Genomic DNA, 10985 nt, shown 5'->3' on the forward strand with positions numbered 1-10985 from the left:
TTCGGGCACGGAATCGAGACGAGGTGCAGCCTCGCCCTCATGCACTACCAGCCGTTGGTCCATGTGCCGGGCATCGAGATCCGAACCCACGGCACGACCCTCTACAACTCCCTGTACAGGGCCGATGACCAGCTACTGGTCAATGCTCACGTCTGGGGCGTCAACGCCTACGCCGCTCCCATATGGCACCTTCGGCGCAGTGGAGTGGGCGGCCCCTTCCGCACCTACGCTCAGAGCTTTGAAGCCGTCTGGGCCACGGCAACCCCGGTCCCTGAGGAGTGATCTTGTCCCGTACGGAGTACTACGACGACCCCGACGCGCCCGAGCCCAACAGCCTGGTCGTGGCGGCTTCTGCCGTGGTGACCGACGACGGCGGACGGATCCTGCTCCAGCGCCGCCGGGACAGCGGACTCTGGGCCCTGCCCGGCGGCGGGATGGAGATCACGGACTCCCTGCCCGGTACGGCTGTCCGTGAGATTGCGGAAGAGACCGGGTTGGAGGTCGAAATCACCGGACTGGTCGGCACGTACACAGACCCTCGTCACGTGATCGTCTACAGCGACGGCGAGGTCCGCAGGCAGTTCAACATCTGTTTCACTGCCCGCGTCACGGGTGGTGAACTCGCCATCTCGGACGAGTCCACCGAACTGCGGTTCATCGCGCCCGAGGACCTTGCGGACCTTCCCATGCACCACACCCAGCAGCTCCGTATCCAGCACTTCCTTGAGCACCGGGAGCGGCCTTACCTGGGCTGAAGGCCGTCCGGGCCTACTTCTCCTCGGTCCCCGGAGCCGGTGTCAGCCCCGTCGGGCATGAGGCGCCCCAGTTCGTTTCGAACGGGTCACCCAGCTTGACGCCCGTGCCGCCGATGCCGCAGTAGCCCGCCGGGTTCTTGTCCAGATACTGCTGGTGATACGCCTCCGCCGGATAGAACGGGCGGCCGTTCGCCGGGAGGATCTCCGTGGTGATCGTGCCGTAGCCGGAGCCGGTGAGGACCTTCTGGTACGCCTCGCGGGAGGCGGCCGCGGACTCGGCCTGGGCGGGGGAGTGGGTGTAGACCGCGGAGCGGTACTGGGTGCCCACGTCATTGCCCTGGCGGAAGCCCTGGGTGGGGTCGTGGGACTCCCAGAAGACCTTCAGGAGCTGTTCGTACGAGACGGCCGACGGGTCGAAGACGACGCGGACCGCCTCCGTGTGGCCGGTGAGGCCGGAGCACGCCTCCTCGTAGGTCGGGTTCGGGGTGTGGCCGCCCTGATAGCCGACGAGGGTGGTCCAGACGCCGGGGGTCTGCCAGAACTTACGCTCCGCTCCCCAGAAACAGCCCAGACCGAAGTCCGCGACCTCCAGCCCCTCCGGATACGGGCCCTGCAGGGCGTTCCCCAGGACCGTATGGCGGTCGGGGACGGAGAAGGCGGGGGAGGGGCGGCCCGGGAGGGCCTCCTCGGGGGTGGGGAGGACGGGGACACGGCGGGACAGGAACATGCGTGCTCCTCCTTCGGAGGTCGGTATCCCTTGAACGCCGGAGACGCGGCGGACATTCCGGGAGCATCATGCCCTCGGGACCCCGCTCCCGCCGTTCCGCGGGCCGACGGCCCGGGGCCCGGGTACCCGGACGGTAGGGGCAGGGGCGAGGGCATACGGGACGGGGTGGGCCGGTTACGGCCGGGTCCGCGCCGGGGGCCGAGCGGCCCGGAGGGGCCTGACCGGCCCCGGGCCGGTCAGGCGCCGCCCAGCATCGCCGGGGTGCCGCCGTTGGCCTCGAAGCCCGCCACGGCCAGATTGCGGTAGAGGGTGTACTCCGCCGCGGGGTCCTCGTCCAGGGTCCACGGGATGGCTCCGACATGGCCGTCGACATGGACGAGCTGGGCCATCGCCTCGGCCCAGCGCTCGGAGCGGATCAGGAACAGCACCAGCAGATGGCGGACCTGGGCCAGCATCGGGTCTTCGGGACGGGCCGAGTGGACCGCGTAGAGCGCCCCGTCGACGGCCTTCGAGACCACCGCGCTCCCGTGGAAGTTCTGCATGATCACGAGCTCGGGGATGTGCTCGTACACCGCGAACAGCGGCAGCGCGGCGAGCAGCGATCCCCGGGGCGCGCGGGCCGCAGCCGTGGTCGCGAAGTGGTCCGCCTCCTCCCGGGAGCCGTGCCACTTCTCGCTCAGATAGGGCAGCGCCGCGAGATGGCCGCCCATATGCGCGGGCGCCCGGTCGATGACCTCGGCCCACAGCAGGTCGAACCGCTCGTGGCTGTAGCCCAGACCACGGGCGACCGCCAGCTCGGTGATATACGGAACGGGGTCCTTCGGGGCCAGCCGGGCGGCCTCCGCGCACACCGTCTGGGCCTCCTCCAGGATCATCCGGAAGTCGGCCTCGCCGACGGCGGACGACCGCCACGCCTGCTGGACCAGGAACTGCGCATGCACCTGCGCGGCGCCCGGGTCCTCCGGGGCCTCGGAGCGCCAGGCCCGCAGCCAGGCGCCGCCGGCCCCGGGCCGCTGCTGGAGCTCCAGCGCCGCGGCGCCCGCGAACGCCTGCACCCGCTGCCAGCGCACCTCGCCGGCCGCCGGGGTGTCCGCGAGCAGCTGGGACGCGGCCCGCCAGCTCTGCGTCTGCTGGACCACGTTGAGTACGTCGAGGAGATCCTGGTCGGGGCCGGGCAGCCGGATGTCCTGCTCCTCCTGGCGGAGGAAGCCGTAGGCCTCGGGGTCGGCCGCATCGGGCGAGCGCGGGTCGACGACCCGGAGGCCCCCGCCGCTGTTGCGGCGGCGTACGAACGATGCGACGACGACGAACAGCATGCCCGTCGCGATCAGGAACCAGAGAATCTCCATGCCCCCATTGTCCCGGACCCCGCGGGAAGCGAATCCGCCCGCCCGCCGGGTTCCCCGGATTGTGGCATCGAGTTGTCCACAACGTGCGGGTTGTCCACAGGCGGGCGCCGACTGCTTGCGGCGGGGCTACTCTCGGGCCTCATGAGCGACGACCAGCACAGCCACCCCCACCACCACCTCGAAACCCTCGCTATCCACGCCGGGAACACCGCGGACCCGCTGACCGGCGCGGTCGTGCCGCCGATCTACCAGGTGTCGACGTACAAGCAGGACGGCGTCGGCGGGCTGCGCGGCGGTTACGAGTACAGCCGCAGCGCCAATCCGACGCGCACCGCCCTGGAGACCAACCTCGCCGCGCTGGAGGGCGGCCGCCGCGGGCTTGCCTTCGCCTCCGGGCTGGCGGCCGAGGACTGCCTGCTGCGCACCCTGCTGTCGCCCGGCGACCATGTGGTGATTCCGAACGACGCCTACGGCGGCACGTTCCGGCTGTTCGCCAAGGTCGTCGCGCGCTGGGGCGTGGAGTGGTCCGTCGCCGATACCTCCGACCCGGCCGCCGTGCGGGCCGCGATCACCCCGAAGACCCGGCTGATCTGGGTGGAGACCCCGTCCAACCCGCTGCTGGGCATCACCGACATCGCCGCCGTCGCCGGAATCGCCCACCAGGCGGGCGCCCGGCTCGTCGTGGACAACACCTTCGCCAGCCCCTACCTCCAGCAGCCCATCGCGCTCGGCGCGGACGTCGTCGTCCACTCCCTGACGAAGTACATGGGCGGCCACTCGGACGTGGTCGGGGGTGCCCTGGTCGCCGCCGACGAGGCCCTCGGCGAAGAGCTGGCCTTCCACCAGAACGCGATGGGCGCGGTCGCGGGCCCGTTCGACTCCTGGCTGGTGCTGCGCGGCATCAAGACGCTGCCGGTCCGGATGGACCGCCACAGCGAGAACGCGGGCCGGATCGCCGAGATGCTCACCCGCCACCCGCGGGTGACCTCGGTGCTCTACCCCGGGCTGCCGGACCACCCGGGCCACGAGACCGCCGCCAAGCAGATGAAGGCGTTCGGCGGAATGGTCTCCTTCCGGGTCGAGGGCGGCGAGCAGGCCGCCGTCGACGTCTGCGACCGTGCCCGCCTGTTCACGCTCGGTGAGTCCCTCGGTGGGGTGGAATCGCTCATCGAGCACCCGGGCCGGATGACCCATGCCTCGGTGGCCGGATCGGCGCTGGAGGTCCCGGCGGACCTGGTGCGGCTCTCCGTCGGTATCGAGGCCGTCGACGATCTGCTGGCCGACCTCCAGCAGGCACTGGGCTGACCCCCGCCGGTGACGCCCGCCGGGCCCTGAGGGCCGTTCGGCCCGTGGACGCCGACCCGCCCGGTAACGCCTGGCGGGGTGGGCCCGCAGGCGTCCGTCGCGCCACGCCCGGCTGCCCGCGGGCCCGGGCGGGGCGCCGAAGCTCTCCGGGTGCTCGCCCGGCAGCGCGCCCGGCCGCTACGGCGTCCCGCGGACCGGGCGCGAACCTGTCCGGGGCGTAAACCTGTCCGTGGGGCGAACCTGCCGAGGTGCGAACCTGCCGGGGTGGAACCCGTCGGGGCGTGCCGGTCCGCCGGTCCGCCGGTCTGCCGGGCCATGCCGTCCCGGCGGATCAGGCGGGAACCTTCTCGTCCTCCAGCATTCCCCGGATCTGCTCCCTCAGCTCGGGAGAGTCGTCGTGGTCGTGCACGGAGACCGCGTGTTCGGTGGCCGCGCGGACGACCTCGTCCTCCTCACCGGTGATGGTCAGGGTGCAGCCCGACTCGCTGGGGAACCTGCGGCAGTCGGCGACTTTCCTGGTCATGACGACCTCCTTGGACGTCCGTACTCCGCTTGTTCCAGGATAGGCAGGGTGAAGCCGGGCAAAGGGAATATTTTCCCCAAGCTCTACGGGGTGCCCGCGCCGCGGCACGGAGGCGGTGCCGTCCGGGCGGATGTCCTCCCCGGCCGGACGTCTTCCCCGGTCAGATGCCGTTGACGGTCAGATGCCTTCGACGGGAGGCGTGGTCTCCCGGGGCGGACTGCTCCACGGCTCCGCCACCGCCGTCCACAGCACCAGCCCGGTGATCAGGGCGAACACCAGCAGCCAGAGCACCGCCCGGGCCGTACGCCGCCTTCTGGCGACCCGCTTGCCCAGCTCCATCGCCGCCCGGGCCAGATCGGGCGGCAGCACCGCGGGCGCGGCGGCCAGCATCCGCCGGACGTCCTGCTGCTTGCGGGTCTGCCCGCTCATGCCGCCCCCGGGGTGTGCACCGTCGCGACCGCCCGGTGGCAGACCGCGTGGATCCGCTCGGGGGAGAGCCCGAGCAGCGCCGCGGTCTGCTCCTCCGGCACTCCCTCGTACAGCCGCAGTACGAGGACCAGCCGCTCCCGCGGGCGCAACTGCCCCAGCACCCCGCCGTGCGCCCGGCGGAAGCGCCAGGCGCCCAGGGCGAAACGGCCGGCCAGCTCCCGGCGGGCGTGGTCGTAGGGATCCTCGTCACGCAGCCGGTCCCATTCGGCGTACGTCCTGGCCAGCGCGGAGACCAGCAGCTGCCGGGCGCGCGGATTGCGGTCCGCGGTCTCCGCGGTCAGCAGGGTCGCCGCATGCAGCAGCCGGGCGCCCGCGCCCGCGACGAAGGACTCGAACCCCCGGGCACGGCCGCCGCGCACCCGCGCCGCCCGCTCCTCGCTCACCTCCTCATCTAGAGGCAGACGCGCGGCCGGGGTCAATACGTAGGCGAGTACTGCCGAGTACTGCCTGGTGCTGCCGGGAATTGCCGGGCGCCGGCGGGCATCGCCGGGCATTGCCCACGGCGGCGGCGGACGGAATGGCGGACGGAACACGGAATGGAGGACGGAACGAGGACGGGACGCCGGAACGGGCCGGAAAGTCCTCGGGAGCCCGGGGAAAACGGCGGGAAACGGCGGAGAAAGGGCCGGAAAGGATCGCGACGGGGGCGATGGGAAACGCGGCGCGCGGCCGGGCCGGACGACCGGCGGACCCAGGTGGTCGGCGTACCAGGGTCGGATCGCCGGTGCGCGGGCTCGGCCGCGAAGCCGCCGCTGACAGTGCGCTCGGGGCGCGCCGTACGGGAAGGAACCGTACGGGAAGGAATACGTACGGATGAGTGGGGGCGTGTACGGCCGTCGTCGGTGTGCGGACGGACGCCAGGCCGGGGAGGTGGGGGTACGGGGCCTTGAGGGGCGGCTCAGCCCGTGGCCGGAGGCGGCACCTCCGTCCCCGTCTGGCGGGCGGACAGCGCCCGGTTGAAACGCGTCAGCAAGGAGGTGAAGGACTCCCTCTCGGAGTCCGACCAGCCATCCGTCACCTGTGCCATCAGCGCCCGCCTCGACGAGCGGACCTCCTCCAGGCGGGCCTGCCCGCGCGGGGAGAGCTGAAGGACGACGGCGCGGCCGTCCTCGGGGTGGGAGGTCCGCTTGACCAGGCCGGTGTCCACGAGGGGCGCCACCTGGCGGGTGACCGTCGACGAATCGATGCCCATACCGGCCGCGAGCGCCTTCACGCCCATGGGACCCTCCCGGTCCAGCCGGTTGAGCAGCAGATAAGCCGCGCGGTCCATCGAATTGCGGACTTGTCCGACTCCGCCGAGACGGGTCTGCTCCGCACGCCGTGCGAAGAGGGCCACTTGGTGTTGGAGGGCATCGAGGAGACCGGGTTCTAGACGGGTCGTCATGTCCTGAGAAGTGGGCATGGCAAAGGGCTCTCTCGTGCGGGAGCGGTCGATTGGTGGGGGACAGAGTACGCGGCCCCGGGGCGGTCCGTACGGGGCCTGAGAAAACCGGCGGAGAAGCGGTACGCGCGCATCCGGCGGGGGCGCGGCCGGGCGGAACGCGCCCCCGTGAGCTGCGAGACTGGGGGTCATGAGCTTCGGTCCGCGTCACACCTTTCGCCCGGTCATCCTCGACGACGTCCGGGGGGCGCAGAAGATGCTGTCGGGGGTGGCCCGGACGACCGCGGTCGAGGGCAGCCGTCATCTGAGCGCCCTGGTGGGCGCCCCCGTCCACCTCAAGTGCGAGAACCTCCAGCGCACGGGCTCGTTCAAGCTGCGCGGCGCCTATGTCCGGATCTCCGGTCTGCGCCCCGAGGAGCGGGCCGCGGGCGTGGTCGCCGCCTCCGCCGGGAACCACGCCCAGGGGGTCGCGCTGGCCTCCTCGCTGCTCGGGGTCCGCGCGACCGTGTTCATGCCGCAGGGCGCACCGCTGCCGAAGGTCGCCGCCACCCGCGACTACGGGGCGGACGTACGGCTGCACGGCCAGGTGATCGAAGAGACGCTGGACGCGGCGCAGGAGTACGCGCGGACCACGGGCGCAGTCTTCATCCATCCCTTCGACCACCCCGATGTGATCGCCGGGCAGGGCACGGTGGGCCTGGAGATCCTGGAGCAGTGCCCGGAGGTGCGGACGATCGTCGTCGGCATCGGCGGCGGCGGTCTGGCCGCGGGCATCGCGGTCGCGGTGAAGGCGGTCCGGCCCGACGTCCGTATCGTCGGGGTACAGGCCGAGGGCGCGGCGGCCTACCCCCCGTCCCTGGCCGCGGGCCGCCCGGTGCCGGTGCGGGCCCCGGTGACGATGGCCGACGGAATCAAGGTGGGGCTCCCCGGCGAGCTGCCGTTCCGGATCGTCGGCGAGCTGGTCGACGAGGTCCGTACGGTCTCCGAGGACGAACTCTCCTCCGCCCTGCTGCTCTGCCTGGAACGGGCGAAGCTGGTGGTGGAACCGGCGGGCGCGAGCCCCGTGGCGGCCCTGCTGAGCGACCCGGCCGCCTTCTCGGCGGGCCCGGTGGTCGCGGTGCTCTCCGGCGGCAATGTGGACCCCCTGCTGCTCCAGCGCATCCTCCGTCACGGTATGGCCGCCGGCGGCCGCTATCTCTCCCTCCGCCTCCGTCTCACCGACCGCCCCGGCGCCCTGGCGGCCCTGCTCGGCACCCTCTCGGTGCTGGACGCCAATGTCCTCGACGTCAGCCATGTCCGCACCGACCCCCGACTGGGCCTGACGGAGGTGGAGGTCGAACTCCAGCTGGAGACCAAGGGCCCCGACCACTGCGACGAGGTCGCCGCGGCCCTGCGCGCGGAGGGGTACGCGGTCACGGTGATGGGCTGACCCGCGGCGCGCGGCCGGACTGTGACGCCCGGTGTGCGCCGGCCCTCGCCCGGCAGCCGCGTTCACCGTCCGGCAGTCGGGTTCGCCGTCCGGCGGCCGCGTTCACCCTCCGGCAGTCGGGTTCGCCGTCGGGCAGCCGCGTTCGCCGTCAGGCAATCGGGTCCGCCGTCGAGTAGTCGGGTCCGGCGCCCGGCAGCCCGCGTCCGCCGTCCGGGTACGCCGATGCCCCCGCGGCGGGGCCGCGGGGGCATCGGTCGAGGGGCGAGCGGACGGCTCAGCCGGTGTAGGGCTTGGCGTTGAGGATTTTGACCGAGGCCTTACTGCCGTTCGGGAGCTCGTACTCCGCGGTGTCGCCGATCTTCTTGCCGTTGACGCCGGTGCCGAGCGGCGACTGCGGCGAGTAGGTCTCGATGTCCGAGCTGGCGTACTCGCGGGAGGCCATCAGGAACGTCAGGGTGTCGTCCTCGTCGCCGTCGAAGGCGATCGTCACGACCATGCCGGGCTCCACGATGCCGTCGTCGGCCGGCGCCTCGCCGACCTTCGCGGTCTCCAGGAGCTGGGTGAGCTGCCGGACCCGGAGCTCCGCCTTGCCCTGCTCCTCCTTGGCCGCGTGGTACCCGCCGTTCTCCCGCAGGTCGCCCTCCTCGCGAGCCGCCTCGATCTTCTTGGCGATCTCGGTGCGCGCGGGACCAGACAGGTATTCCAGCTCGGCCTTGAGCTGGTTGTACGCCTCCTGGGTCAGCCAGGTGACGTTCTCGCTGGTCTGGGTCACAGGTGCTCCTCGTCGGTACATGGGATACAAAGCTTCGCCCTACCCAGAAGCATGTGCCTCTACGGGAGGGCGAAACCACGACCCTAACAATTTCGTGCTGAAAGGGGGAGAACAAAAGGCATCAGAATCGCATCAACGCAGGTCAGCGAATGATCCGCAGTCGAACGGTGCGATGGGTTTTTCCGATGAACGTCACTGGACCACTCCGGTCCCGGCGGGAAGCGCGCCGCGCGGCTGCTTCCTTCGGCTTACTCCCGCGCGGTGTGCGTCAGCTGCCTTCGCACTGGACGAGCTCGGCCGTCGTGCCCTTCGCCAGCGTGCGGATCTTGACCACCTGGTCGATCCGGCGCTCCCCGGGTGCCTCCACCGGCACGTCCAGCCGCCCGACCTCGGCACCGTCCGCCGAGCGCGAGCGCACGGTACAGGTGCCCGTGGCGTCGGCGTCCTTGCGGATCTCCAAGTGGACCTGGACCTCGGAGTCCGAGGTGACATCGAACTTGATCAGCTCGGCGCTGATCTTCTGCTCGGCGATGTAGTCGTAGCCGAACCAGCCGACCATGCCCACGAAGCCCACTCCCAGCACCGCGCCGAGGATCTTGAGCCGGCGGTCGGAGCGCTGGTCCGCCGAGCGCCCGTACCGGGCCTCGGGCAACTGCTCGCGCACGCCGCTCATGGTGATTCCTTCCGCACGGTCCGTCTCGGGAGGGCCGGAATTTTCCTCCTCCCGATTCGGTCACTATAGAAGCCGTGCCGACCGACCAATCACTGAGGATCCCGTTTTGACTGAGCAGCTTCGACTGATGGCCGTGCACGCCCACCCCGACGACGAGTCGAGCAAGGGCGCGGCGACGATGGCCAAGTATGTGTCCGAGGGGGTGGACGTGCTGGTCGTGACCTGCACGGGCGGCGAGCGCGGCTCCATCCTCAACCCCAAGCTCCAGGGCGACGCCTATATCGAGGCCAACATCCACGAGGTGCGCCGCCGGGAGATGGACGAGGCGCGGCAGATTCTCGGCGTCCGGCAGGAGTGGCTCGGTTTCGTCGACTCCGGGCTGCCCGAGGGCGACCCGCTGCCGCCGCTGCCCGAAGGCTGCTTCGCCCTGGAGGACGTCGAGGAGGCGGCCGGGCGGCTGGTGCGCTCCATCCGTACGTTCCGCCCCCAGGTGATCACCACCTACGACGAGAACGGCGGCTATCCGCACCCCGACCACATCATGACCCACAAGATCACGATGGTGGCCTTCGAGGGCGCCGCGGACGCCGGACGCTTCCCGGAGGACGAGTTCGGCCCGGTCTTCCAGCCGCAGAAGCTCTACTACAACCAGGGCTTCAACCGTCCGCGTACGGTCGCGCTGCACGAGGCGCTGCTCGCCCGCGGACTGGAGTCGCCCTACGGGGAGTGGCTGGAGCGCTGGAAGGAGTTCGAGCGGGTCGAGCGCACCCTCACCACGCACGTTCCCTGCGCCGAGTTCTTCGAGATCCGCGACAAGGCGCTGATCGCGCACGCCACCCAGATCGACCCCGACGGCGGCTGGTTCCGGGTTCCGCTGGACCTCCAGAAGGAGGTCTGGCCGACCGAGGAGTACGAGCTGGCGAAGTCGCTCGTCGCTACCTCCCTCCCCGAGGACGACCTCTTCGCGGGCATCCGCGACAATGCCTGATATGACCCCTAGCGCAAATCTGGCAATGATGCACGCGGCCGAGTTCGCCAAGGAGCTGGACAAGAACAAGGTCACCCCCGGTGTGCTCGGCTTCCTGGTCTTCGCGGGACTCGCCGTCGGCGTGTGGTTCCTGATGAGGTCCATGACACGGCACATGGACCGGGTGAACTTCGAGGACAAGCCGACGGCGGACGCCCAGGCCGGTGACACCCCGGAGACCGGAGCGGGAGCCTCCGCGAAGACCGCGTAGCGCGCGGGGCGCGGCGTGCGGCTCGTGGACGGGTGAAGGCGTGCGGGACCGGCTGCCGGTCCCGCACCCGCAGGCGGCCCCGGTCCGGTGCTTGGTCGGCGAGCGGTGGCCGGGCGCCGGCCCCGCGCCCGCAGGCGCCCCCGTACACCCGCAGGCCGTTTCTCGTCCGCCCGGGTTCGGCGCGCCCCGCCCCGGGCGGCCCGGCGCGCCGCCGCCCGGGCCCTGACGCCGTACGGTGCCTGCCGGGCGGCGGTCCGGCATACGCCGTGATGCGCCGTGATGTGCCGCGGGGGCGTCGATGGTGTCCGCGACCCGCCGGACCAGGAGTTCCGCGATATCGGTCT

The 10985-nt window shown here is 71.5% G+C and carries 13 protein-coding genes and 1 pseudogene; 6 read left to right on the forward strand and 8 right to left on the reverse strand.

Annotated elements, in window-relative coordinates; genetic code table 11:
* Both ACWDR0_RS33415 and ACWDR0_RS33420 read left to right on the forward strand, forming a co-directional pair.
* A pseudogene (locus ACWDR0_RS33415) lies at positions 1 to 282 on the forward strand (XRE family transcriptional regulator); the annotation flags it as partial.
* Positions 283 to 284: 2 nt separating this feature from the next.
* Positions 285 to 755 carry an NUDIX domain-containing protein gene (locus tag ACWDR0_RS33420; protein ID WP_456355584.1) on the forward strand — a complete coding sequence of 157 codons (471 nt, stop codon included), beginning with the start codon at positions 285 to 287 and terminating at the stop codon, positions 753 to 755.
* 13 nt (positions 756 to 768) lie between these two features.
* Here the strand turns inward: ACWDR0_RS33420 and msrA are convergent, their stop codons facing one another.
* Positions 769 to 1482: a peptide-methionine (S)-S-oxide reductase MsrA gene (gene msrA / locus ACWDR0_RS33425; RefSeq protein ID WP_456355585.1), complete on the reverse strand. Its 714-nt coding sequence runs from the start codon at positions 1480 to 1482 to the stop codon at positions 769 to 771.
* Between the two features lie 236 nt (positions 1483 to 1718).
* On the reverse strand, positions 1719 to 2831 hold the full coding sequence (locus ACWDR0_RS33430; RefSeq protein WP_456355586.1) for a hypothetical protein: 1113 nt from the start codon (positions 2829 to 2831) through the stop codon (positions 1719 to 1721).
* 141 nt (positions 2832 to 2972) lie between these two features.
* Here ACWDR0_RS33430 and ACWDR0_RS33435 point away from each other — a divergent pair, with 141 nt between their 5' ends.
* Positions 2973 to 4136, forward strand: coding sequence for a cystathionine gamma-synthase (locus tag ACWDR0_RS33435; RefSeq protein WP_456355587.1), 1164 nt, complete (start codon positions 2973 to 2975; stop codon positions 4134 to 4136).
* 331 nt (positions 4137 to 4467) lie between these two features.
* Here the strand turns inward: ACWDR0_RS33435 and ACWDR0_RS33440 are convergent, their stop codons facing one another.
* The 4 genes from ACWDR0_RS33440 to ACWDR0_RS33455 all read right to left on the reverse strand — a co-directional run bounded on the left by ACWDR0_RS33440 (position 4468) and on the right by ACWDR0_RS33455 (position 6550).
* Positions 4468 to 4659, reverse strand: a complete 192-nt coding sequence (locus ACWDR0_RS33440; RefSeq protein WP_456355588.1) for a DUF1059 domain-containing protein — start codon at positions 4657 to 4659, stop codon at positions 4468 to 4470.
* A gap of 177 nt (positions 4660 to 4836) precedes the next feature.
* Positions 4837 to 5088: a hypothetical protein gene (locus ACWDR0_RS33445; protein WP_456355589.1), complete on the reverse strand. Its 252-nt coding sequence runs from the start codon at positions 5086 to 5088 to the stop codon at positions 4837 to 4839.
* Complete coding sequence (locus ACWDR0_RS33450) at positions 5085 to 5531, reverse strand: sigma factor-like helix-turn-helix DNA-binding protein (protein ID WP_456355590.1); 447 nt, start codon at positions 5529 to 5531, stop codon at positions 5085 to 5087. Before ACWDR0_RS33450 ends, ACWDR0_RS33445 begins: the two co-directional genes overlap by 4 nt.
* A 515-nt stretch (positions 5532 to 6046) precedes the next feature.
* Entirely contained in the window at positions 6047 to 6550 is a 504-nt protein-coding gene (locus ACWDR0_RS33455) for a MarR family winged helix-turn-helix transcriptional regulator (RefSeq protein WP_456355591.1), read from the reverse strand.
* Between the two features lie 169 nt (positions 6551 to 6719).
* On the opposite strand from ACWDR0_RS33455, the gene ilvA reads away from it, so the two are divergent.
* Positions 6720 to 7958: a threonine ammonia-lyase gene (gene ilvA, locus ACWDR0_RS33460; protein ID WP_456355592.1), complete on the forward strand. Its 1239-nt coding sequence runs from the start codon at positions 6720 to 6722 to the stop codon at positions 7956 to 7958.
* Positions 7959 to 8232: 274 nt separating this feature from the next.
* Here ilvA and greA read toward each other — a convergent pair whose 3' ends face one another.
* Together greA and ACWDR0_RS33470 are read right to left on the reverse strand one after the other, a co-directional pair.
* Positions 8233 to 8730 (reverse strand): transcription elongation factor GreA, encoded by a 498-nt coding sequence (gene greA, locus ACWDR0_RS33465; protein WP_456355593.1) that lies wholly within the window; start codon positions 8728 to 8730, stop codon positions 8233 to 8235.
* Between the two features lie 268 nt (positions 8731 to 8998).
* Positions 8999 to 9403 (reverse strand): DUF4307 domain-containing protein, encoded by a 405-nt coding sequence (locus ACWDR0_RS33470; protein ID WP_456355594.1) that lies wholly within the window; start codon positions 9401 to 9403, stop codon positions 8999 to 9001.
* A 106-nt stretch (positions 9404 to 9509) separates the two neighbouring features.
* On the opposite strand from ACWDR0_RS33470, the gene mca reads away from it, so the two are divergent.
* Both mca and ACWDR0_RS33480 read left to right on the forward strand, forming a co-directional pair.
* Positions 9510 to 10391, forward strand: a complete 882-nt coding sequence (gene mca / locus ACWDR0_RS33475) for a mycothiol conjugate amidase Mca (protein ID WP_456355595.1) — start codon at positions 9510 to 9512, stop codon at positions 10389 to 10391.
* 1 nt (position 10392) lies between these two features.
* Positions 10393 to 10641 (forward strand): hypothetical protein, encoded by a 249-nt coding sequence (locus ACWDR0_RS33480; RefSeq protein ID WP_456355596.1) that lies wholly within the window; start codon positions 10393 to 10395, stop codon positions 10639 to 10641.
* Positions 10642 to 10985: the final 344 nt, after the last annotated feature.

Source organism: Streptomyces sp. NPDC003691, assembly GCF_053981115.1.

Excerpts from the sequence above, each read along its gene's own strand:
- msrA (WP_456355585.1), bottom strand. The coding sequence starts at position 1,482 with ATGTTCCTGTCCCGCCGTGTCCCCGTCCTCCCCACCCCCGAGGAGGCC.
- ACWDR0_RS33430 (WP_456355586.1), bottom strand. The coding sequence starts at position 2,831 with ATGGAGATTCTCTGGTTCCTGATCGCGACGGGCATGCTGTTCGTCGTC.
- ACWDR0_RS33435 (WP_456355587.1), top strand. The coding sequence starts at position 2,973 with ATGAGCGACGACCAGCACAGCCACCCCCACCACCACCTCGAAACCCTC.
- ACWDR0_RS33440 (WP_456355588.1), bottom strand. The coding sequence starts at position 4,659 with ATGACCAGGAAAGTCGCCGACTGCCGCAGGTTCCCCAGCGAGTCGGGC.
- ACWDR0_RS33445 (WP_456355589.1), bottom strand. The coding sequence starts at position 5,088 with ATGAGCGGGCAGACCCGCAAGCAGCAGGACGTCCGGCGGATGCTGGCC.
- ACWDR0_RS33455 (WP_456355591.1), bottom strand. The coding sequence starts at position 6,550 with ATGCCCACTTCTCAGGACATGACGACCCGTCTAGAACCCGGTCTCCTC.
- ilvA (WP_456355592.1), top strand. The coding sequence starts at position 6,720 with ATGAGCTTCGGTCCGCGTCACACCTTTCGCCCGGTCATCCTCGACGAC.
- ACWDR0_RS33470 (WP_456355594.1), bottom strand. The coding sequence starts at position 9,403 with ATGAGCGGCGTGCGCGAGCAGTTGCCCGAGGCCCGGTACGGGCGCTCG.
- ACWDR0_RS33480 (WP_456355596.1), top strand. The coding sequence starts at position 10,393 with ATGACCCCTAGCGCAAATCTGGCAATGATGCACGCGGCCGAGTTCGCC.